Genomic DNA, 22,862 nt, shown 5'->3' with positions numbered 1-22,862 from the left:
CACCCGTATAGCTTTTCGAGGTGGTCGATACCCGGCGAAGGTGCAGTGGCGCGCGTTTCGCGGCGGCGAAGCCGTCGCGTAGCGTGCGAGGGACGAGCAGCGCAGCGGTGAGCGGAGCGAGCCCGAGCAGCGCAGGAGGTTGGGGAGGCACGAGGTGCGGTGGGTGGGACTTCGAAAGGGGCCGGGCGGTCGATCGTTCCCGGGCGATGCAAGGACCGCAGGGAGCGAAGCGACTGAGGACCGCAGCAAGCCCCGGAATGTCGAGCGTTCGGGGGCTTTCGGAGCACATCTTATAGCCCCCATTCTCTCACCGCGCCATCACAGCAATCGTTCCTAGCCGCCTCGCACATGGGAAGCCATTTATTCGGTCTACGGCAACTTCCGCCCAAGAATGCCCCTCGCCGAGGCAGACCGGGAACTCGTCGTCGACGAACTGGGTCGGGAGCCCACTCGCGCGGAGGCCGCGCTGTTCGAGAACCTCTGGAGCGAGCACTGCGCCTACCGCTCCTCGCGCCCGCTGCTCGGAGCCTTCGACTCCGAGGGCGAGCGGATCGTCGTCGGGCCGGGTGACGACGCGGCTGTCGTCGCGCTGCCCGATCCGCTGGCTGAAGAAGTAGCGGATGCAGCCGGTGACCTCTCCGACGCGCCCAACGGCGACGTCTACGTCACGCTCGGCATCGAGAGCCACAACCACCCGAGCTACGTCGATCCCTACGACGGCGCCGCGACCGGCGTCGGTGGGATCGTCCGCGACACGCTCTCGATGGGCGCGTACCCAATCGCGCTCACGGACTCGCTGTACTTCGGGGACTTCGATCGCGAGCACTCCCGCTACCTCTTCGAGGGCGTCGTCGAGGGCATCGCCGACTACGGCAACGCGATCGGCGTTCCGACCGTCGGCGGGAGCGTCGACTTCCACCCGGACTACGAGGGCAACCCGCTCGTGAACGTGGCCTGCGTCGGCCTGACGAGCGAGGACCGCCTCGTCCGCGCGGCAGTCAACGAACCAGGGAACAAACTCGTGCTCGTCGGGAACTCGACGGGCCGGGACGGCCTCGGCGGTGCGTCGTTCGCGAGCGAGGACTTAGACGAGGACGCGGAGACGGAGGACCGCCCCGCGGTCCAGGTCGGGGACCCCTACACGGAGAAGCTTCTCATCGAGTGCAACGAGCAGCTCGTCGACGAGGACCTGATCGAGGCCGCACGTGACCTCGGCGCCGCGGGACTCGGCGGTGCCTCCAGCGAGATGGCCGCACAGGGTGGCCTCGGCGCGGAGATCGATCTCGAGCAAGTCCAGCAGCGCGAGCCAAATATGAACGCGATGGAGATCCTGCTCGCGGAGAGCCAGGAGCGGATGTGCTACGAGGTCACGCCGGAGAACGTCGAGCGCGTCGAGGCAGTCGCCGATCGCTACGACCTCGGCTGCTCGGTCATCGGCGAGGTCACCGAGGGCAACTACGTCTGCACCTTCGACGGCGAGACGGTCGTCGACGCCGACGCGGAGTTCCTCGGCGACGGCGCGCCGTTCAACGACTTCCCGATGGAGGAGCCCGAATCCCAGCCCCGCGACCGGCCCGAGGGCGTCGACCTCCAGGACGCGTTCGAGGCCGTGCTCGCGAGCCCGAACACCGCGAGCAAGGAGTGGGTCTACCGGCAGTACGATCACGAGGTCGGTACCCGGACCGCGGTCAAGCCCGGCGACGACGCGGCTCTGATGACGATCCGAGAGGCCGCCGGCATCCACGAGGACGGCGACGCGAGCGGACAGGGCGTCGGACTCGCCATCTCCGCGGGCGCCGCCCCCAACTGGACCGACGCGAATCCCTACGAGGGTGCCCGCGCAGTCGCCGTCGAGAACGCGACGAACCTCGCGACGACGGGTGCGACTCCGCTCGCGGCGGTCAACTGCCTCAACGGCGGGAATCCCGAGAAGCCCGACGTCTACGGCGGCTTCGGTGCGATCGTCGACGGCCTCGCCGACGGCTGCGCAGCGCTCGATTCGCCGGTCGTCGGCGGCAACGTCTCGCTGTACAACGACTCCGTGGCCGGCCCGATCCCGCCGACGCCGACGCTCGCGATGGTCGGCACGCGCAAGGGGTACGATACCCCCGGCATCGCCGCCGAATCGGAGGGCAAACTCCTGCTCGTCGGCGGTCCCGCACTCGACGAGGACGGAGACGCGATCGAGCAGTCCGACGCAGGGCAGGACCTCGGCGGCTCGGAGTACCTCGCGCAGGTCGGCGGCACCGATCGCTTCCCCGCCGTGCCCGACGATCCGTCGGCGACCGTCACGGCGATCGCCGAGGTGGCTCGTCAGGACGCGACCCTCGCGGTCCACGACGTCTCCCACGGCGGCCTCGCCGTCACCCTCGCGGAGATGGTGACCGAGGACGCCGGTCTCGACGTCGCGCTTCCCGGCGAGGATCCCGCGGGCGAACTGTTCTCCGAGGCCGCGGGCCGCGCGCTCGTCCAGACGACCGATCCGGCGGCGGTCGAGGCAGCATTCGACGGCATCGCACCCGTCAGCCGGATCGGCGCGGGCAGCGACGACGGCCGGCTCCGGATCGCCGCCGGCGACCACGAGATCGTCCTCGCAGCCGACGAGATTGCCGGCCAGCGGTCGACGATCGACCGCGCGCTGGACTAAGCCTCCCGTCTTCCGGTGGTGCGATCCCACCGGAGGACCCAATCGAGACGGGCGACGGGTTAAAATATCGGGCCTTCGTGTAATCGCACAATGTATTGGTCCCTCGGTGATCGCTCGTGACCGGCGCGCGCCAGCCCGTCGTGCTCATCGTGGAGGACGAATCGGATCTGGCCGACCTCTATAGCGCCTGGCTCGGCGATCACTGCGCCGTCAGGACGGCCTACGACGGCGACGAGGCGGTCGAAGCGATCGACGAGACGGTCGACGTCGTCCTGCTCGACCGGCGGATGCCCGGCCTCTCCGGCGACGAGGTGCTCGACGCCATCGGGGAACGGGGGATCGAGTCCAAGGTCGCGATGGTCACCGCGGTCGAGCCCGACTTCGACATCGTCGAAATGGGGTTCGACGACTACCTCGTGAAGCCGGTCTCGCGGGAGGACCTCGTCGACACCGTCGAGCAGTTGCTCCTCCGCGGCGAGTACGACGACCGGATCCAGCAGTTCTTCGCGCTCGCCTCGAAGAAGGCGCTACTCGACTCGGAGAAGACCGAACCGGAACTGCGCGCCAGCGAGGAATACGCCCGACTCGTCGACCGCCTCGCCGTCATCCGCGAGGAGAGCGACGAGGCACTGCTCCAGCTCTCCGAAAACGAATCGTATCGCCAAGTGCTCGAAGACCTCTCCTGAAGCGCGTCGAGCAATCACCCGGCAACGGCCCTCGCGACCCGTTGCCACTCCGACAGAAGAGATATGCCGAATCCTTCGGAAGCGACGGCCATGACCGAGGAAGCCCGCGCCTGGTGGGAGGCGACCGCCGACGACTTCCAGCGAGAGCTGGATCTGCCGGTCGAACTCAACTGGATGGGCCTGGGCACCCACGTTCCACGGACCGGCGAGCACGGACCAGCCGACCTCGATCTCCTGCCCGACGTCGACGGTGCAGAGGTCGTCGAACTCGGCTGTGGCGGCGGCCAGTGCACCGTCGCGCTCGCGAAGCGGGGCGCCGACGGTACCGGAATCGACGTCTCGCCTTCGGAACTCGAGCACGCCCGTGAACTGGCCACCGAACACGACGTCGCGGAATCCATCGAGTTCGTCGAGGGCGATGTCCGCGACCTGTCGATGCTAGAACACGACAGTTTCGACGTGGCGTGCGACGCCTGGGTCTTCCAGTGGGTCGACGACCTCCGTGCGTGCTTCGAGGAGGCACGTCGCGTCCTTCGGCCCGACGGCCGGTTCGTCTTCTCGATGCCGCATCCGACGTACGACCTGGTCGACCCGGAAACCCACGAGGTCGTCGAGAGCTACTTCGGCGAGCCGAGGCAGGTCGAGGACGTCGAGGGGATGGAGACGCCGATGGTGACCTACCGACACCGGATCAGCGACGTCTTCGCCGATCTCCGTGCAGCGAACTTCGCGGTGGAGCAGCTCCGCGAACCGGGCACCGACGCCCCCGAGGCGTACGAGGACGGGCCGTGGGGCGAGTTCACCGCCGACCTGATGGCGAAGCTGCCGACGACGCTGATCGTGGACGCACGGCCGGCGTGAGCGATCGGCTCGGGATCGGAGAACGTCGACAGTCAGCAGTCACTCCTTCGTCGGCGAGAGCGTCGTCACGTCGGTGATCTCGAAGCGCATCCCGTGCTGTGTCGGATCGGCGGTCAACTCCCAGCCGTGATCCCGCGCGAGCAGGCGCGCGAGTTCGAGTTCGAGGCCGACCGTCACGTCGCCGGCGTACGGGTCGAAGGGCGGATCGCGGACCCGTCGGGGGATCACGTCGCCGTCGTCCTCCACGTAGAAGCCCGAGAGGCGGCGAACCCGCGAACTCGTCGCCTGGAGGACGCCCAGGCTGATCGCGCTGGCGTCGCGTTCCGTCGCGTTCCGAACGAGCGCCCTGAACAGTTCGAGCAGGTGATCGTGGTCGGCCCGGAGGGTGCCGTCGTGGCTGACGACGACGGTCGGGGACTGACGTTCCGTCTCGTGGACGGCCGTCTCTAGCGTTTCACCGAGCGTGAGCCCGGTGCGGGCGCTCGTGGCGTCCGGGCGGCTCGCGTACGTCCCGGCGACGTCGACGAGTCGGCGGCCGCGATCCACGGCGTCGCGGGCCTCCTCGATCGTGCCGGAGTCGAACGTCTCCTCGACCTCGTCGAGCGTCGCACTGATCGGCCCGGAGAGGACGCCTTCGAGCGACGCGAGCCGCTCGTTCTGGCGTTCGAGTTCGGTCGCTCGCTCCTCGAGGAGCTGCTCGCGCTGCAGCCGATCGAGGACTGCCTCGGTGTTGGCCGCGAGGATCTCGGCGAGTTCGACGTCGGTGTCGTCGAACTGGCCGATCTCCGTGTCGCCGGCCATGAGGAGGCCATGATTCCCAATCGGGACGATCAGCTCGCTCCGGATCGGCGTGTCGGGGTTGTAGAGGTCCGCCGTCGTGGTCACGTCGTCGAACGACATCACCTCGTCACGCTGGTAGGCCGTCCAGGCGTGCCCTTCGCCGTCGCCGAAGACGGGCAGCCCACCGACGACGTCGTGGGCGCCTGCGGTGGCCGCGACGGGTTCGAGCCGGTTGCGTTCTTCGTCGAGCAACCAGATGCCGCTGATCTGGAGGTCGAGCAGGTCCGCCCCGGTGTGAACGGCGGCCGCACAGGCGCCGATCGTGTCCTCCGCGCGGAATAGCTCTCGCGTAGCGGCGTGGAGCGAGCGGACGATCCGCTCGTGATCGCGCCGTTCGGTCACGTCCCGGATGACGGCAGCGACCCGATCGTCGTTTCCGGGCAGTGGCGAGAGCCGGACCTCGACGACGCCGGGGCGACCCTCGGTGTCGGGCAGGGAGAGCTGCAGGCTGTGATCGTCCACGTCGCTCGTCCGGACGTGCTCGATTCCCGAGCGGAGCGCCTGGACGTCGGCGTCGGTGAGCTTGGTCGCCGTCGAGAGCGCGTCCAGACTCGTCCCGAGCAAGGTCGTCCGGCTCGCGTCGAGCAGTCCGGTGATCGCGTCGTTGACGAGCGCCACGCGATCCTCGGCGTCGAACGCGACGACGCCGTCGGTCACCGCTTCGACGACGGTCGCGTGGCGCGGACCGTCCCTGTCGGGGAGTCGGGCGTCCACGTCACGGAGGTACACCTCGATGCCGCCGTCGTCCGTCGGGTAGACCCGGACGCGATAGGAGGTCTCGGTATGGGGCCAGAACGACTCGAAAGCGATCGACTCCCGCTCTGCCATCGCGCGCTGCCAGTGGTCGGCGAAGGTCGTCTCGACGACGTCTGGCGCCACCGACCACAGTTCCGCCCCGAGCAGGTCCACGCGCTCGCTCCCGAGCAACGCGGCGGCGTGGCCGTTGCACTCGACGACCCGCCACTGGTCGTCGATCGCGAGAAAGCCCTCGGTCATGCGATCGAGGAGCGAAGAGACGCGCGAGGAGCGGGCGGGCGGGTGCTCTGGCATGGTGGCGATACCGCTGGGTTGTGCTGGAATTGGGGCACCCCCTACTTACGTCCGGTGGCCGTCCCACCCAGATCGGCAGTGAAAAGAGGGGGACGGCGGTGCAGCGATGCTGTATTACTATCGGCAATCGTCGAAAGCAATCAGCCGAACTGGTTCGCCATCGCTGGCGGGCCTCGCTCGTGCGAGTGACCGGAAACTCCCCATTGCCGACGGCTCGGAACCCATTGCCGACGGATCAGAACCCAGCGCCGACGGCTCGGAATTGGCCGTACCAGCTTGGCCATCGGAACCCAATCGACCCTGTCAATCTGGCCAACGGAACCCAGTCGGCCCTGCCAGTCTGACCGACGGATCACAATCGTCACCCTCCCTGCCGCCGGATCGCCGTGCTTCCTGCCGCCGACGATGACGACCTACCCTGCAATCGCGCGGCACACCCTTTTGAACGATGCCGACGAATCTGTCGCCAGTGAAGACGATCAAGGACAGCGTCCACGACCACATCGACGTGCAGGGTATCGCCCGAGCCCTGCTCGACACGCCGGCCCTCCAGCGGTTACGCCGGATATCGCAGCTTGGAACCGTGTCGCTGGTCTACCCGTCGGCGAACCACACCCGCTTCGAGCACAGCCTCGGCGTCTATCACCTCGCCGACCGGGCGCTCGCTCACCTCCCCGCTCGACAGCAGCGCGCGAAGCGGGTCCGTGCCGCCGCCATACTCCACGACGTCGGCCACGCGCCGTTCTCACACAACGTCGAGGAGTTGCTCGCCCGCCGGACCGGGACGTACCACGACGAGGTCCACGATCGTCTCGATTCGGGCGAGGTCGGCGACGTGCTCCGCGAGTACGACGTCGATCCCGCCGAGGTCGCGGACCTCGTCGCCGGCGAGGGTCGCTACGGCCAGCTCGTCTCCGGCGAACTCGACGTCGACCGGATGGACTACCTCGTCCGGGACGCCCACCACACCGGCGTTCCTTACGGGACGATCGATCACAGCCGACTCGTGCGCGAACTAACCTTCCGCGACAATCGGCTCGTGCTCGGGGAGGGCAACGTCCAGACCGCGGAGAGCTTGCTGATCGCCCGGGCGCTGATGAACCCGACTGTCTACCGCCATCACGTCGCCCGGATCAGCAAGTCGATGCTCCGGCGGGGAACGGAAGCGCTCATCGACGAGGGCGAGATCGACGCCGAGGCCGTCAGCGAGATGGACGATCCCGAACTGCTCGTCGCGCTCCGGAACTGCGAACCCGCCGCCATCTACGCGCGCCGCCTCGACGACCGGGAACTGTTCAAGCGGGCGGTCTGGGCCGAACTCGAAGACGTTCCGGAGCACGTCGTCGACGCCGACCACGAGACCGTCCGGGAACTCGAGGGACAGATCGCCCGGAAGGCCAGCGTCCCCGAGGAGGCGGTGATCCTCGACGTTCCCGAACGACCCTCGATGCCCGAGAGCAGTTCCCGGGTCGTCGTCAATGGCGAGGTCCGACCCCTCGCCGAGCAGTCTCCGCTCGTCGAGGCCCTCAGAGCCGCCCAGCACTCCCAGGGGCGATTGGGTGTCTACGCGCCCCAGACACGCACCGAAGCCGTCGGGCCCGCCGCCGTCGACGTGCTCGGCATCGACGTCGACGACGTACTCGTCACCGAGGTCCGCGGCTATCCCGCGACGCTCTCGGAGTTCACTGGCGAGGAGTAGCGGAGAGCATCCTCGGCCGGGGTTCGCCGACGCACGTTCCGGGGTTCGCCGACGCAAAACCCCTTGACCCAGCCGTACGCAGCTCGATGCATGCCAGCAAACGAGAGCGGCACGTTCGACATCGGCGGCGACCTGACCGTCCACCGGCTCGGCTTCGGTGCGATGCGACTGACCGGCGAGAATATCATCGGCCGGCCAAACGACGAGGCCGAAGCCCGCCGGGTGGTCCAGCGTGCACTCGATCTCGGCGTTGACGTGATCGACACTGCAGACTCCTACGGCCCCGGCGTCAGCGAGCGCATCCTCCGCGAGGCCATCGAGGCCCACGACGAGTACGACCAGGACGACGTCGTCCTCGCGACCAAGGCCGGTCTGCTTCGGGAAGCCGGCGGCGAGTGGCTCAAGCACGGCGATCCGGACTACGTTCGGAATCAGGTGCTCGTCAGCCGGGACCGGCTCGGCGTCGACACGATCGACCTCTACCAGTACCACCGGCCCGATCCCGACGTGGACTTCGAGGAGGCCGTCCAGACGTTCGCGGAACTCAAAGACGACGGGTTCGTCGAGCACATCGGACTCAGCAACGTCTCCGTCGAGCAGCTCGAACGGGCCCGGGACGTCGTCGAGATCGCGACCGTCCAGAACCAGTACAACGTCGGGAACCGCGAGGACGAGGCCGTGCTCGAGGCCTGCGAAGACGCCGGCATCGGCTTCATCCCGTGGTTCCCGCTCGGCGGTGGCGACCTCGGTTCGAAGGAGTCCGTCGTCGCCGACGTCGCCGAGGCCCACGACGCGACGCCCCAGCAGATCGCGCTAGCGTGGCTGCTCGAACACTCGCCGGTGATCCTCCCGATCCCCGGCACCTCCAGCGTCGAACACCTCGAACAGAACGTGGCAGCCAGTCAGATCGAACTGACGGACGAGGAGTACGCGCGACTGAGCGAGTAGGGCGCACCCGGCGAACGACGCACCGAGGGAAGGACCGAGCGGAGCGAGGGACGACGGGACGTGGCACAGCGGGCAGCTCCGCGAGCGTCGGGTACTAAGCACCGGCCGCCGAACGGGCGGGCATGGAGCTGTCGGGGACGATCCTGCGCGGACGGGACTTCGAACCGGTCGAGGGGACCATCTACGTCGAGGACGGCGAGATCAGCGCGATCGAGGAGGCGCCGTCGAGCGACGGCGTCGATTCCGACCGGATCGTCCTGCCGGCGTTCGTCAACGCTCACACGCACCTCGGAGACTCCATCGCCAAGGGGGCCGGTGAGGGACTCTCGCTCGAGGAACTCGTCGCACCGCCGGACGGACTGAAACACCGACTCCTCCGCCAGGCCGACCCCGAGGAGTTGATTGCGGCGATGGAACGCTCCCTTCGGTATATGCAGGCCGGCGGTACGGGCGCATGCATCGAATTTCGTGAAGGCGGCGTCGCGGGCGTCGAACAGCTGCGGGCGGCCGCCGACGCGGAGGGCGTCGACCTCGAGCCGGTGATCATGGGCCGGGAGGAGATCGAGGTGCTCGATACTGCCGACGGTTACGGCGCCTCCGGCGCGAACGACGCGAACTTCGAGGCCGAGCGCGCCGCAGCCCGCGAAGCTGGGAAGCCCTTCGGCATCCACGCCGGCGAGGTCGACGCGAGCGACGTCGATCCCGCGATGGATCTCGACCCCGACTTCCTCGTTCACATGGTCCACGCGACGGATGACCACCTCGACCGACTCGACGACCGCCAGACGCCGGTGGTCGTCTGTCCGCGATCGAACCTCGTCACCGACGTCGGGCTGCCACCGATCGCCGACCTCGCCGAGCGGACCACCGTCGCGCTCGGCACAGACAACGTGTTCCTCAACTCGCCGTCGATGTTCCGGGAGATGGCGTTCACCGCGAAGTGGACCGGTCTCCCCAGCGCCGAGGTGCTCGCGATGGCGACCTACCGCGGGGCGGAGATCGCGGGCCTCGACTGGGGCGTGCTCGAGGCAGGCCGACCGGCGAAGCTGTGCGTGCTCGACGGCGACACCGACAACCTCGCGGGTGCGAAGGACCCCGTGCGGGCCGTCGTCCGGCGCGCTGGGCACGCGGACGTGGAGCGCGTCGTGCTGTGAACGCTGCTGCTCACCTTCGTTCGAACGGTGACAACCTCGGTCAGGTGCTCCCTGGGGATTCCGGTTGCAGTGAGCCCGGTTACCCGGAGCGCCCGCGCCGGACGTACCGCCGGTTCGACCACAACTGGGCTGCGATCGCGACGGCGAAGGTCACCAGCGACGCGATCGCCCAGAGCAGCGGGTCGACGCCCGCCACCGGGTCGACGCCAGCGAGCGCGGTCGTCACGAGCCCGAGTGAGCAGACGCCAAGCGTGCGGTAGAGCTCACTCCAGCTGATCCCGAGCGCCGAGACGACCTCCATGTACCGCTCGACGTCGCGGACCCGGTCCCGCCGGTAGACTGTCCGCGCGTCGTGATCGTACCGGACGATCTCGAGTTCGTCGAGCATCGGGAGATGCGTCTGGTGGAGCGAGTTGTACACGCTCTCCCTGGCGGCGGCCGGCGGTGGCGACGCTCCCGTCTCGCGTTCGGCGACCGCCGTGGCGAGATCCGAGAGCGGGATCCCGCGGTCCTCGGAGGACCGCGCAAGCGCGCGGAGCGTCGCGCGACGGCGATCGTTCGCCAGCACCTCGTAGATCTCGGCTTCGGGGATCGTCGACGTTCGGAACATCCGTGTGGTACCTGGGCTACTGGAGCGGCGGTCCTCGACGGAGAACGCGAACCTGCACGCGGCGGCCCGGTCTCCCTCCCACCCCAGTGGCCCCATATCAGTGGTCCCCTATCAGTACGATCCGACTACGCCCGTCGTAGACGCCTGCTTCGTTCCACTATGAGTACTGCGGTTACCAGGAACCGTCCGTCCGAGGACCGCGATGTCGCCAGAAGGCTGTTGGACGGATCCGCCGACGGCCCGAGCGGGTCGATGCCACCTGGACGACGACGGTACTGCTTCCGACCGTTCGAGGCGGACCTGCGATCGGGGTGACGTGCCGACAGCCCTATTCGTGGGAGTGCGTCGGGGAGCGGGTGCGCCCGTAGCCGCCCGTAGCCCGTGACAACCCTGGACAGAGGGACGCATCCAGCTCGGTGAATCGGCCGTTCACCCGTCGATGCGCTCGTCGAACGGTCCGTTCGACCCAATCGACGGTCGCCGAACGCGACGTTCGGACTCGCGAGGCCGCGTCGAACGACGGGTTCGGTCCGTGGATCAGATCGTGTAACAAAGGTGGTGTCCTCCGTTGGACGATCCAACCCGACGGCCGGAACCGACCGTTCCGGTCTCGATCGGGGCCAACCATGACCGACAAAGAGACCGTCAATCTGACCCGACGACGGGTGCTCGGCGGACTCGGCGCCATCGGCGTCGCGTCCGCGGGTGCTGCCGTCGGGACGAGCGCGTACTTCACAGACGAGGAATCGTTCGAAGACAACGTCATCACGGCCGGATCCCTCGACCTGCTGGTCGACTACTACTCGTACTGGAACCAGGGGCGGGCCGGCACTGGTCTCGTCTCCGGCACGGCCGACGGCAACGCCGTCACCGCCGAGCTCGACGACGTGAAGCCGGGCGATAGCGGTCTGCTCGCCTTCTGTCCCCGCATCGAGACGAACCCGGCCTACCTCTGGCTCTGCGGCCAGATGACCGCCAACTTCGAGAACGGCTACACAGAGCCCGAGCCCAGAGACAACAACGGGCAGGGCGAACTCGCCGAGAGCATCCAGCTCACGGTCAAGTACTGCGAGATCGAGGAGAACAACGACGGCGGGTTCGGACCAGATTCCGTCTCCGACTGCAACGCGGTCTGGAGCGGAACGCTCGCGGAGTTCCTCGCCCGGATCCGTACCGGCGTCCCACTGGACGGCCACGGTCGGGTCCAGGACGGCGAGAACGGCGGCTTCTTCGAACCCGGCAACCAGGAGTGCTTCAGCGGCACCGGATCGGAGTGGGAGAGTCCCTGTGTGTGCATCGACTGGGAAATTCCCACCAGCGTCGGGAACGAGATCCAGACGGACACCCTCGAGTTCGACCTCGAGTTCTACGCGCAGCAGTGCCGCCACAACGACGGCACGAACAACCCGTGTTTGCCCCAGGGAACCGTAGGCACCGGTGACTTCTCCGAGATTTCCTATAACAAGGCGTTCTCGATGCAGGCCCTGTCACGGGCAGGATCGGGTCGCGGCGAGATACAAATTCATGGCGACAGCGGTGGCGTCGAAAACACCACGTTGTGGGGATCGAATCCCGGCGATACGTTCCCCGCCAACACCGATGTGGACTTCATCGCAACGGTCGATCCGGTAGCTGAAACCGCCTCGCTCACCGTCAACGGAGAGACCGTCACCGACAACGACGTCACGGATGGGACCGCGAATGGCGCGTCCACTGGAGAACCGGAGTGGCCGGGTGGTGTCCCCAATGAGGTCAATGTCGCGCTGACCGCCTCCAGCGGCGACGCAAATGTGACGACCGTGGTGAAAGAGGTCGATCTCAATGGAGCTTCAGTCAACCCTGACAATATCGATGCCACGGATGGGCTCACATTCCTGGCCATCGAAAACGTTCCAGCGACGAATACGGTGACAGTGGAGGGCACCCTCCGGTTCGAGGGCTCCACGAGTGACTTCGACGGCCAGGACTTCGTCGGGATCGACTGGCAGTAGAAACGTCACGGCAGTGGAATCGCCGACGAACGACCGGCCCACTCGGAGCACGGCGGTTCGACTCCGCCGGTGGGTTTCCCTACGAAGGGATCACCAATGACCGACGACGACACCACGATCGAGCTGTCACGGCGGACGGTCCTCGGCGGACTCGGCGGCATCGGCGTCGCCGCTACCGGGGCAGCGCTCGGGACGAGCGCGTACTTCACCGACGACGAAGCGTTCGAGGGGAACAGCCTCGCCGCGGGATCGCTCGATCTCAAAGTGGACTGGCAGGAGTGGTACAACGGGACGAAGATCGAAGCGTACCCCGACCCGGACAACGACGGAGTGCAGGACGCCTTCGCGTCCGAGCCCGGGCAAACGACGGCGAAGGGAGTCGGCTACGTCTGCGAGGACGGCGCCGATACGCCGGCGGACCTGGACCCGGAACACTCCCTGCGGACGACGGTATCGGGAGAGACGTTCGGATCGGGGCCGCCGCTCCCACTCGTGCACCTCACGGACTTGAAACCGGGGGACTGCGGCGGGCTCACGCTGAGTTTCCACCTCTGTGACAACCCCGGGTTCGTCTGGATGAACGGCACCCTCACCGAGAACGCAGAGAACGACGTCACCGAACCCGAGTCCGCCGTGGACGACTCCGACGGTCAGGGCGAACTCGCCGACGCCATCCGGACGCGGCTCTGGTACGACGCTGACTGTGACGGCGAGCGTGACGACGGCGAGGTGCCCATCACGCCCGAACTCAGCCTCGCGGAACTCCTCGGCGTGCTGGGCAGCGACCACGGCATCCCACTGGACGGTGCACTCGGAGACGACGGCGCCACGATCGCCCAGGCACCGTCGCTCGGCCCCGGCACGTGCCCCGAAACGCCCTACGACGAAGTGACGACCGGAACCGAGGAGTTCCCGAACGGGACCACGCGACAGCGGATGAATCCGAAGTGTTCGGATTTCGGCCTCGTCGAGGCCGTCAGGATCGGGTCCGACGAGCCCGGCGGTCCGTTGCCGGCGCCCGGCGCTTGTGCCACCTACGAGACTGACTACGGCGACGTCCGGGTCTGTCGGGACGCGGACGGCACGATCACGTCGTGGGAAACCGACGACTCGCCCGATGGGAGCTTCGACGCCAGCGGCGACGGTTTCTGCGTGAGCAAGGTCGTCGTCAAGGGCGGCAACCAGGGCGCGAACATCTACCACTACGACCGAGACGCCGACCCCGTCGAGCGCAGCAGCGGTGACGAGGGCTCGTTCGTCACCCCGACCGGCCAGGACTACAGTCACGTCAGTGTCTGCGTGGATCTGGTCGCCGAGGACGGGAACGGCGACGACGGCCGCGACTGCTTCGAGAACTCGACGACCCACTGCGTCGGTCTCGAGTGGTGGCTGCCGGTCGACCGCGGCAACGAACTCCAGACGGACTCCGTCGGGTTCGACGTGGGGTTCTACGCCGAGCAGTGCCGCCACAACGACGATCCACCACAGACCCAACGGATCGAACTCGGCAAGGACGCAGCACGGAACACCGGCTTCGAGGCGGTCTCCGACGGCGGCTACTTCGGATCGGGCTACTGGAAGGACGATCCCACCCAGACGAACCAGGACGGCGGCACCTACGAGCAACTGTACCTGACGTTCGACCAGAGCTTCGGCCCGTACTACGTCAGCGCCCTGGCGCCGTTCACCATCGGGGACATTCAGTCGATCAGGTACCGGACGAACACGCCGTCGGGCGTGTCCCAGAACTACTTCCTGGAGATCTACACCTCCCCCGACGGATCGAACGACGACGCGAGTTGGTACGGTCGACTCCTGCAGGCGCTGCCCGGTGACGCACTCAATCGGACCGTCAGTCCGGACACCTGGGTAACCTGGCGGACCGAATCGGGCACGAACCAGCTCACGTTCTACGACCACAACCACGACTACGACACCACCGATTCGACGCCGGGGGACGCACCGAACGCGTACCTCGGGCAGGACACGGGCGTGACGCTCGCAGACCTGCAGTCGACCGACGCCTTCGACTGGTCGAACTACGTGTCCGACGCCGACTCGACGCCCAAGAACTACCGCGACGAGGAGGTTCGGGCACTCCGGTTCGCTACCGGCTCCGCCTGGGAAGACGACCACGAGGGATGTCTCGACGCCATCGAGATAACCCTCGAGGACGGGCGGAGCGCGGTGGTCGACCTCGAACCATAGCCTGACCCACGATGGCACCTCGGCGGTTCGACTCCGCCGGTGGGCTTCCCCAGGAGGGGATCACAAATGACACGCGAACCAACGATCGAACTGTCCCGACGGTCGCTCCTCGGGGGACTCGGCGGCATCGGCGTCGCCTCCGCAGGAGCTGCACTCGGGACGAGCGCGTACTTCACCGACGACGAAGCGTTCGAGGGGAACAGCATCGCCGCGGGATCGCTCGACCTCAAAGTGGACTGGGAGGAGCACTACTACGACGGGTCCAGCGGGAGGGACCTGGTCAGCTACAGCGATCCCGGCGGAGGCGCCGTGGGGTTTCCGGATCCCGACGATCCCCAGGTCTGGATCGCAGAAGACGACGTGGCTGCCTTCATGAACGCGACGGCCGTCGAGGCGTTCCCGGATCCGGACGACGACGGCTCCCAGGAGACGAGCACGGATTCCTTCGAGTACGTCCCCTGCGAGATGGGCGCCGACGTGCCCGCGGATCTGGATCCTGCCGGCTTCCGGACCGACAACGACGACACGAGGGCCGGCGACGGGCCCGCACCGCTGATCGACCTCCAGGACGTCAAGCCAGGAGACTTCGGGGAACTGACGCTGAGTTTCCACCTCTGTGACAACCCCGGCTACGTCTGGTTGCGAGCGGCAAACGTCGAGTCGGCCGAGAACGGGCAGACCGAGCCCGAGGCCGCCGTCGACCAGTCGAGCGGCGGCGAACTCGCCGACCACGTCCAGACGGTCTGGTGGTACGATTCCCGCGGCGACAACGTCCTCCAGACGGGCTGTGACGAGACCCTGTACCTGATCGACAGCGTCGGCGGTACGGGCACCGCTTCCGAGCTGTTCGAGGTCGACCTGACAGGCGGGAACGCCGAACTGACCAGCATCTACGTGGCGGGCGGGGGCAACTTCGACCAGACCGACGCGATCGCCGCCACGCCTGACGGCGACGAAGTCGTCTTCTACGACAAGGAGTCCACGCACCTCGGAACGTACGACGTCGCGGCGAACTCGTTCACGGACGACGGCCCGGTTTCGGGCGACCCCGGCGGGGTCGTCCTCGCTGGCTACTCGCCGTCGGGAGCGCTCTGGGCGGCGAGCACCAACACCGACGAACTCTACACCGTCGATCGATCGGGCCCCTCGGTGACTGCCCGGGGCGACACGGGTATCGACCTCGAGGGCGCGGATCTCGTCTTCGCGTCGGACGGGACGATGTACATCTGGACGGCCGCCAGCGCCGACCAGGGGCTCTACCGGGTGAGCGACCCCGCCAACGACGCGACGGCCGTTCCGGTCGACGCCAGCAACGTCGGTGGGCTGGACGTCCGCATCACCGGACTCGCCATCCGCAACGGCGGGACCGGGAATCTCGTCGCGTCGGACCGGGACAACGACGAAATCGTGGTCGTCGAACGGACGGACGGGACGATCCAGGATCGCTATCCGATGACCCTCGGCGGCGAAGCCTACGAGTACGACTACGGCGACATGTCTGCCGGCCGATACTGCGGCGAGGTGTTCCGACGGGGGACGCTCCGGGCGGACCTCGACGCGCTCGCCAGCGGGACGGGGATCCCGCTCGACGGAAACCGTGCGACCCCGTTCGACGAACTATCGGAGGATCCCGGGAGCCCAGACAGGGAGTGCTTCACGCCAGAACTGACGCACTACGTGGGCTTCGCGTGGTGGCTCCCGCCGGACGTCGGGAACGTCGTGCAGTCCGACTCGATCGGGTTCGACCTGGGGTTCTACGCCGAGCAGTGCCGCCACAACGACGGCTCGGGAGCGCCCGCGGACGGTGGGACCTGACGTGCGCGCGTCGCCGCCCCGATCCGATCGACGACCGACGGGACCGCCGCTGGGACCAGCGGCCCCGACATCGGTGGCTCGGCCAGCAGTTCGGCGATGCGACCCGGGCGCTGCCAACGTACCGCCGGTGATTGTCTCTCACTCGCCAGTAGGAATCTGCTTACGCGAGGTAAGCTGCTGGTATCCAGCCTATAGCTAAAATGTATGCCGGCCAACTACTGTCCGATTCGAACCGTCCGTCGGGGAGGGGGGAGATGGGCATGAACACGACAACAGTCGCCAACGCTCGTTTCGATCCTGCCGGAGCGGAGCTCCGGGCAGTAATATCGCGACGGTGGCCGCGAACGGAGGTGATCCGATGACGCAGGACGGTCCCGAACTCACGCGGCGGAAACTGCTCGGCGGCCTCACCGCCGTCGGCGCGCTGGGCGGCGGCGCCGGTGCGATCACGGCGGCGACGCAACGAGACGACGCGACCGTGGGAGACGTGATCACCGCCGGAGCACCCGGGATCGAGATCGAGTGTCTCGAAGCGGACTGTTCGGTCACCGACGGGACGCTCTCGTTCTCGGTCGACGGACTCGTTCCGGGCTCGTCCGGGGAGCGAACGGTTCGCCTGCGAACGGTCGACAACGCGCTCCGCGTCTGGGTTTGGACTGCGTGTCCCGCGGCCGATGACGAACTCGCCGACGCGTTGCTGGTTCGGCTCTCGATCGACCGCGGCTGCGACGGCACTCCCCGCCAACTGTTCCCGGAGTCGCTTGGGGAATCGTGGGGGACGCTCCGGGCGTTGCAGACAGCCTTCGCCGACGGTCGCCGTCTCGACGATCCCCAGGACCCCTGTCTGTCCCCGGGGTCGGATACCTGCCTCCGGCTCGACTACCGCCTGCCCGAGGGCGCCCGACCGGAGCCCGGTGCGGACTCGACGGTCGACCTCGAATGCTACGCGGAGCAGTGCAGACACGTCTCCGAATCGAGCGTCCGGAATCCGTACGAGGACGTTGCGTGCGAGCCAGCGCCGTGCCCGGCGTGCGTGCACCTGGGCCGACTCGAGGTCGAGGGCGACCGCCTCGAGCCCGGCACCTACGAGTTCGATGAACTCGCCGAGCGGTTCCGCGACGACGGACACGCGTACGAACTCGACGTGCGCGACGTGACGACCAAGGACGGCGGGGAGCCCGTCTGCGTCGATCTGGCGCTCCGCCGAGACGACGCGCCGGACGCCAGGCTCTGCGAGGTACAGCTCAAAGGCGGGACCGACGTCTGGACGTACGGGATCGAGCCAGCGCGCGCGAGGACCGCCGAACCAGTCTGCACGGGGCCGATCGAGTCGGGAGCGAACGACCGAGAGCGGCGGCCGGCGATCAGCTACGTCGACGCGTCAGTCTGCGTGGACGACGCCGGTGACGGGGGTGATGGATCGTGAACCGTCGGCGGCTCCTTCACGGGGTCGGGCTCGTGGTGCTCCTCGCGCTCGTGGTGCCATTCGTGATCTACGCCGTCCCGGGCGTCGTCGGTGCCGAGCAGAGCTACGTGATCCTCTCCGGGAGCATGGAGCCGGCGCTGTCTCCGGGTGACGCGATCGTCGTGGACGATACCGCCCCGTCCGCGATCGAGGAAGGCGACGTCGTGACCTTCAGACGCGACGGGCAGGAGACGGGGTCACGCACCGGGTCGTCGACGTTCGAGAGGAGAACGGCCAGCGGTCGTTCGTGACGAAAGGGGACGCGAACGAGGATCCAGACCCACAACCCGTGCCCGCGTCGAACGTGGTCGGAACCGCCGTCCTGACGATCCCACTCATCGGCTACGTGATCCACTTCGCGAACACGCCACTCGGGTTCGCCGCGTTCGTCCTGCTCCCGCTCGGATTGCTGGCGGTCACCGAGGCCTGGTCGATCGCCAGGCGTTCGGGGTCGAGTGGCGGAGCAGCCAGCGGCGGATCGCCCGAACGCGACGAGCCGACGAGCGAGCGTGCGGGGTCGATCCATGGGTCAGCGACGGGCGACGGCGCTCACGCACGGACGCCCGTCGACGACGGCGAAGGCCCCGCGGCGGAACCGGGAGCGACCACCGGCGGACCGATGGCCGACGGAACCGGGGCGACGGGACGCGCAATCGGCCCGACGGACCTCGCGGTGACCCTCCTCGTGCTGGTACTGTTGACACCCTACACTGCGTACGTCGCCCTCAGGCTCCAGACGCTCATGGCGTTCGCCGTCGCCTACGCCGTCGGATTCAGCGCGCTGGCACTCGGCGTCCTCGAGGGGACGCTGTTCTACAGAAGCGTCCGCACGGGCGATCGATCGAGGACGGAGAAGAATGGAGAGCGGGAGGAAGAAGGTGAGGAGGGAGAGGAGTTGATCCAGCGAGAGTCCGACCCGCTCACCGGCGTAGCCGAAGCTCCCGACCCCGAAGCCGGGCAAGCGGACGAACCACCAGCGCACCTCGGTGAACCGTCCCTGCAGGAGCATGGGTTCCCGGGTGAAGGGCCCACAGCGGACGTGAGCGACGCCGCGCCACCGGCGGGGCGGGAGGAAATCGATGACTGAACACCGTCTCGTGGCCGTGGTGGTCGCCTGCCTCGTCGTCGGCGCTGCCGGCGTCCTGGCGGGTGGCGGCGCGGTCGCGCTGTTCAGCGACGAGGAGACGGTCTCGGGATCCTTCTCGGTCGCCACCGACTACGACTCCGGGACCCCCGCGACGAACGTCACGACGCCGGGGAACGCGTCGACGCACGAGAACGGGACGTCTGCGAAGAACGAGTCGACGACTGCGCCGGGGAACGGGACCCGAAACGGCACGCACGATCGAGGCACCAACGATACCGCCCTCGAGGTGGCCGCAGTCTCGCTGTCCGGCGACGGGGAACTGACGACCGGGGAGGCGGCCACGGTCACCGTGCGAGCCGTCAACCGAGCAAACGAATCCAGGGAACTGGCCGCGACGCTCAGCGTCGACGGAACGGCGACGGCGACGAATACGACGACGGTGTCGCCGAACGAGACCGCGTCGCTGACGCTCTCTCGAACGCTCGAATCGCCCGGCAACTACACGCTCGCCGCGGCAGGACGGGTCGCGGGAACGGTGACCGTCTCTGCGCCGGTCGCCGACATCGACGTCACGGACGCCTCCGTGGCCCAGGGGGAGGTCCAGGTGAACGAGACAGTTCCGGTCTCGGCGACCGTCGCGAACGACGGCGGAGCGAACGGATCGGTCGATCTGGTGCTGCGTGCAAACGGCACCGCGATCGACAGTCGCGCAGTGCGACTCGGGCCGGGCGAGCGCGACACCGTCGAATTCGACCCCGCGTTCGAAGCTGCCGGGAGCTACGACCTGACGGTCGACGGCGTCGACGCCGGAACCGTCCTCGTCGAGAACGATACCGACCTGAACGACTCCAGCTGAGCAGCGTCCGCCGACGAATCAGGATCCGTCCCGAATCTCCTTCGAAGAGGTGCCTGCTGGATGGAGTATCACCAGGACACTGAGCCGGGGAGCGAAGCGGCGGTGTGCGCCACCGAACGTGCCACCCGTAGTAACGGTTACTCGGAGCGATCGCTGTGGGCGCGAGGCGGCGGCCCGGGGCGACATCCGACGCTGTCGGCAACCGCTTCGGCCACGACGTCGGGCCCTTCGATAGCGTCCCAGTGCTCGTCGCCGCGCCGAATGGTCGCGTCCTCGAACGTGATCGCGACGGCGACGGACTGGCCAGCGGCAGGCACGGCGAATCCGTAGACGATCAGCCGGTCGGTATCGTCGCGGACGACCACTTCGATCGCGTCGTCGCCGGGCACCTCGTCGGCGTCGACCGACGCGAGCGGGCGAACGTCGAGAACGGTCGGCGACCCGACGATCGGCGTCGCCGGCGAGCCACAGTCCGGACAGCGTCCGTTCTCGACGGTGAACGGGACGTACTCCGTGCCGCAATCGAAGCAGCGGTCGGTGAGTTCGGACATTGTGGAAGGCAGTGTGGGTGGGTAGGGCCTTCTTTCACACAGTGATGGTATTAAACTACCGCTGCGTGGGTGCTTCGGGCCCCAACGACACGTCCGTGACGTGGAAGCCGCGTCCAGTTTCACCGTCGGATGACCGAAATTCGATATCGCGTTGTAGGATATAGTATTTAAAAGACCGCAGTTTCGGAGTCGATTTCAGCGGGAGAGGTGATTTCCCCAGGTCAGGCATCCAGCCCACTCGACGGCTACTCGAGAAGCCGATTTGAGGTCGATCTGCTCACCGGCGGGGAGTCCAGTTCGCTTCGGCGTTGGACGTCTCTTCGTCCTGTTCACGAGATCGCAGGAAAGGCCCTGGGCGGATTCGAACCGCGTCGAGACGTGCTCACTGCGTTGAGCGCGTCTCGTCTGGTTCGAACCGCTAGGCTACTCGCTGCTCACTGTCGTTCGCAGGAGTAGCCCTGGGCGGATTCGAACCGCCGTCAACGGCTGGCTTCCGCGCACGGCCGTAACCGAACACGTCCAAAGGCCGCTATGATTGGCCGCTACACCACAGGGCTTCGGTAGATGATTTCACTGCCGCATACAAGTGCGTTACTCCTTTGACGGATCGGGAACTGCGATCGAACCCGTCTCCGCCTTGCGATGACAGGATCGACAGAGAGTGATCACGTTCTCGAGGCAGTGAGCGTCACCCGGATCGGGGAATTCCCGTACCGGGACAATGTGATGAACGTCCGGATTTCGCCCCATGTCCACCTTCGACGTGCCACAAATCTGGCATTCGTATTCGTCCCGAACGCGGGCAGCGCGGCGAACAGCCGACCAGCCGTGTCCGTATTCCGGACAGGAGCCCGTCCACTGATGGTGATCGGGACCGACGATGTGTTCCGACAGCCAGTCCCCGTAGCAATCGAGGCCACAGAACACGCCGCGTTTTCTGCGATCCAGCAGTGATTGGAGCACGCGAAGTTCCTCACCACAGGCGGGACACGAGATCACCACGCGATCGATGGGCTCCATCGGATTGTCCGGCAGTAGACCATCAGTTGCGTCGATACAGGACGAACAGTACACGCCGTCTTTTTCTGAAGGGTAGAACTCGAACCGGTCGCCGCATTCGCTGCATCTCGTCGTCTCCATGGCGCCGCTCCAGTTGCCGTTGTTCGATCCTGCGTTCGGGTTGCAGTCGTCACAGTACTCGAGCCTCGCCTTCGGGTCGTAGAACTGCGTTCCGCAACCACTGCAGGTTCGGTTCGGGAGCGGTTCGTCGTGGATCTTGCTGTGGTGTTGCCGAACACCTGCTTCGGTGAAGGAATCTCGTCCGCACGTCGGGCACTCCATGGAGGAGCTTCGCTCCGTATTCGATCAAAAACGTGTAGCCAAACGACGCCGCCCGATCAATCCGCTCGTTGCTCGACTTCGAGGAACTCACAGCAGTCTGCCTCGGCGTCGAAGCAGTCCGGGCACTCCCCGCGACGGTCGATGATCGTGTCGAGCCGTTCGGCGACGGTATCGTCGATGACGCTCTCGAGTGCGCGGGCCTCGCCGCGGAAGTCCTCGACCTCGAGGACGTTGTGGAGGAATCGCTCGATGATGCAGTAGGTCTGGAGCGTGTCCTCGGCGCGGACGATGCCATCGTCGGTGAGCGTCGCACCAGCGTACTTCTCGTGGTCGACGAGCCCGCGGGACTCGAGTTTGCCGATCATCTCGTTGACGCTCGCCGGCGAAACGTCGAGCATGTCCGCCAGGGTGCCGGTCGCCGCGGGACCGTCCTCCAGCCGCTGGGCGAGGTAGATGGCCTTGAGGTACTGATCAGCGGTATTCATCTGCGCTCCTCCATTAGTTCGGTGACCTCCTCGACGCCCTCGGCCTCCTCCTCGCGAATCTCGCGGAGGGTGTCGAGGACGTGCTCGCGATCGACGCTGAACTCCGTGTCGCTGCCCTCGATGGCGGCGATGAAGTCGTCGTAGAACTTGTAGGCGGTCTCCTCGTTGCAGAGCTGATCGTAGAGCACACCGTCGGTGTCCCCCGGAGCAGTGTATCGTTCTTCCACGAGCGCTTCGATTTCCTCGAACCCGGTCGCCTCGGCGTCGAGGGCGTCGACGAGCGCGGCGAGCCGGTCGCGGTGCGTCGCGGACTCCTCGGCAGCGTCGGCGAGCAGGGCCTCGACCTCGTCGTCGAGGGCCGCCCGCTCCCCGGGATCGAGCTCCGCGAGGTGACGTTCGGCGCGAGCCTCGACGACCTCCTCCAGTACGACTCCGATCTGGAGGAGCCGAGCGAGCTGGTGGTCGGTCGCGACACGCTGCCCAAGACTCATACCCACCGGTCAGGATGCCGTCCACTTACCGCTTCCCCTCTCGCGTGTGGCTGGCGGCCGACAGATCGGCGGACACC

Annotated in this window: 19 protein-coding genes and 1 tRNA gene; 13 read left to right on the top strand and 7 right to left on the bottom strand. The window is 67.3% G+C overall.

The features are described 5' to 3' along the window. The first annotated feature begins 391 nt into the window (after positions 1–391). The 3 genes from purL (at position 392) to L593_RS11505 (ending at position 4,194) form a co-directional block, all read left to right on the top strand. On the top strand, positions 392–2,647 hold the full coding sequence (gene purL, locus L593_RS11515) for a phosphoribosylformylglycinamidine synthase subunit PurL (protein ID WP_020447143.1): 2,256 nt from the start codon (positions 392–394) through the stop codon (positions 2,645–2,647). 116 nt (positions 2,648–2,763) lie between these two features. Continuing rightward, on the top strand, positions 2,764–3,333 hold the full coding sequence (locus L593_RS11510) for a HalX domain-containing protein (RefSeq protein WP_020447142.1): 570 nt from the start codon (positions 2,764–2,766) through the stop codon (positions 3,331–3,333). 90 nt (positions 3,334–3,423) lie between these two features. Beyond that, positions 3,424–4,194 (top strand): class I SAM-dependent methyltransferase, encoded by a 771-nt coding sequence (locus tag L593_RS11505; protein WP_020447141.1) that lies wholly within the window; start codon positions 3,424–3,426, stop codon positions 4,192–4,194. Between the two features lie 39 nt (positions 4,195–4,233). Here L593_RS11505 and L593_RS11500 read toward each other — a convergent pair whose 3' ends face one another. Continuing rightward, complete coding sequence (locus L593_RS11500; protein WP_049894093.1) at positions 4,234–6,084, bottom strand: PAS domain-containing protein; 1,851 nt, start codon at positions 6,082–6,084, stop codon at positions 4,234–4,236. A gap of 469 nt (positions 6,085–6,553) precedes the next feature. Between L593_RS11500 and L593_RS11495 the strand changes: the two genes are divergently transcribed. The 3 genes from L593_RS11495 (at position 6,554) to L593_RS11485 (ending at position 9,885) form a co-directional block, all read left to right on the top strand. Further along, positions 6,554–7,783 carry an HD domain-containing protein gene (locus L593_RS11495; RefSeq protein WP_020447139.1) on the top strand — a complete coding sequence of 410 codons (1,230 nt, stop codon included), beginning with the start codon at positions 6,554–6,556 and terminating at the stop codon, positions 7,781–7,783. Between the two features lie 90 nt (positions 7,784–7,873). Continuing rightward, complete coding sequence (locus tag L593_RS11490) at positions 7,874–8,731, top strand: aldo/keto reductase (protein WP_020447138.1); 858 nt, start codon at positions 7,874–7,876, stop codon at positions 8,729–8,731. 122 nt (positions 8,732–8,853) lie between these two features. Beyond that, complete coding sequence (locus tag L593_RS11485) at positions 8,854–9,885, top strand: amidohydrolase family protein (RefSeq protein WP_020447137.1); 1,032 nt, start codon at positions 8,854–8,856, stop codon at positions 9,883–9,885. A gap of 79 nt (positions 9,886–9,964) precedes the next feature. Here L593_RS11485 and L593_RS11480 read toward each other — a convergent pair whose 3' ends face one another. After that, entirely contained in the window at positions 9,965–10,495 is a 531-nt protein-coding gene (locus L593_RS11480) for a hypothetical protein (RefSeq protein WP_020447136.1), read from the bottom strand. A gap of 626 nt (positions 10,496–11,121) precedes the next feature. Between L593_RS11480 and L593_RS11475 the strand changes: the two genes are divergently transcribed. From L593_RS11475 to L593_RS11445, 7 genes are all read left to right on the top strand, one after another. Next, the gene (locus L593_RS11475) at positions 11,122–12,486 is read left to right on the top strand and encodes a SipW-dependent-type signal peptide-containing protein (RefSeq protein WP_020447135.1); all 1,365 of its coding nucleotides are present in this window, start codon (positions 11,122–11,124) and stop codon (positions 12,484–12,486) included. Between the two features lie 96 nt (positions 12,487–12,582). Beyond that, positions 12,583–14,694 carry a hypothetical protein gene (locus tag L593_RS11470; protein ID WP_020447134.1) on the top strand — a complete coding sequence of 704 codons (2,112 nt, stop codon included), beginning with the start codon at positions 12,583–12,585 and terminating at the stop codon, positions 14,692–14,694. Positions 14,695–14,760: 66 nt separating this feature from the next. Further along, a complete protein-coding gene (locus L593_RS11465; RefSeq protein WP_020447133.1) occupies positions 14,761–16,509 on the top strand; it encodes a SipW-dependent-type signal peptide-containing protein in 1,749 nt (582 codons plus the stop codon). A 358-nt stretch (positions 16,510–16,867) separates the two neighbouring features. Beyond that, the gene (locus L593_RS11460) at positions 16,868–17,935 is read left to right on the top strand and encodes a hypothetical protein (protein ID WP_020447132.1); all 1,068 of its coding nucleotides are present in this window, start codon (positions 16,868–16,870) and stop codon (positions 17,933–17,935) included. Then, complete coding sequence (locus L593_RS11455) at positions 17,932–18,225, top strand: S26 family signal peptidase (RefSeq protein WP_049894090.1); 294 nt, start codon at positions 17,932–17,934, stop codon at positions 18,223–18,225. Before L593_RS11460 ends, L593_RS11455 begins: the two co-directional genes overlap by 4 nt. Next, a complete protein-coding gene (locus L593_RS11450) occupies positions 18,222–19,061 on the top strand; it encodes a hypothetical protein (RefSeq protein WP_049894088.1) in 840 nt (279 codons plus the stop codon). The genes L593_RS11455 and L593_RS11450 overlap by 4 nt, the downstream gene beginning before the upstream one ends. Further along, positions 19,054–19,917: a CARDB domain-containing protein gene (locus L593_RS11445; RefSeq protein WP_049894086.1), complete on the top strand. Its 864-nt coding sequence runs from the start codon at positions 19,054–19,056 to the stop codon at positions 19,915–19,917. Before L593_RS11450 ends, L593_RS11445 begins: the two co-directional genes overlap by 8 nt. Before the next feature lie 137 nt (positions 19,918–20,054). On the opposite strand, the gene L593_RS11440 is transcribed toward L593_RS11445, so the two are convergent. The 5 genes from L593_RS11440 to L593_RS11420 form a co-directional block, all read right to left on the bottom strand. Beyond that, complete coding sequence (locus tag L593_RS11440) at positions 20,055–20,468, bottom strand: hypothetical protein (protein WP_020447130.1); 414 nt, start codon at positions 20,466–20,468, stop codon at positions 20,055–20,057. A gap of 453 nt (positions 20,469–20,921) precedes the next feature. Then, positions 20,922–21,025: transfer RNA gene (locus tag L593_RS11435), tRNA-Gln, on the bottom strand. Positions 21,026–21,059: 34 nt separating this feature from the next. Continuing rightward, positions 21,060–21,608, bottom strand: coding sequence for an HNH endonuclease (locus L593_RS11430; RefSeq protein ID WP_259369962.1), 549 nt, complete (start codon positions 21,606–21,608; stop codon positions 21,060–21,062). Between the two features lie 257 nt (positions 21,609–21,865). Beyond that, positions 21,866–22,294 carry a metal-dependent transcriptional regulator gene (locus L593_RS11425; RefSeq protein WP_020447128.1) on the bottom strand — a complete coding sequence of 143 codons (429 nt, stop codon included), beginning with the start codon at positions 22,292–22,294 and terminating at the stop codon, positions 21,866–21,868. Next, positions 22,291–22,785, bottom strand: coding sequence for a hypothetical protein (locus L593_RS11420; protein ID WP_020447127.1), 495 nt, complete (start codon positions 22,783–22,785; stop codon positions 22,291–22,293). The genes L593_RS11425 and L593_RS11420 overlap by 4 nt, the downstream gene beginning before the upstream one ends. Positions 22,786–22,862: the final 77 nt, after the last annotated feature.

It is taken from the genome of Salinarchaeum sp. Harcht-Bsk1 (genome assembly GCF_000403645.1).
GTDB lineage: Archaea > Halobacteriota > Halobacteria > Halobacteriales > Salinarchaeaceae > Salinarchaeum.
This window is presented reverse-complemented; position numbering and strand designations above follow the sequence as displayed.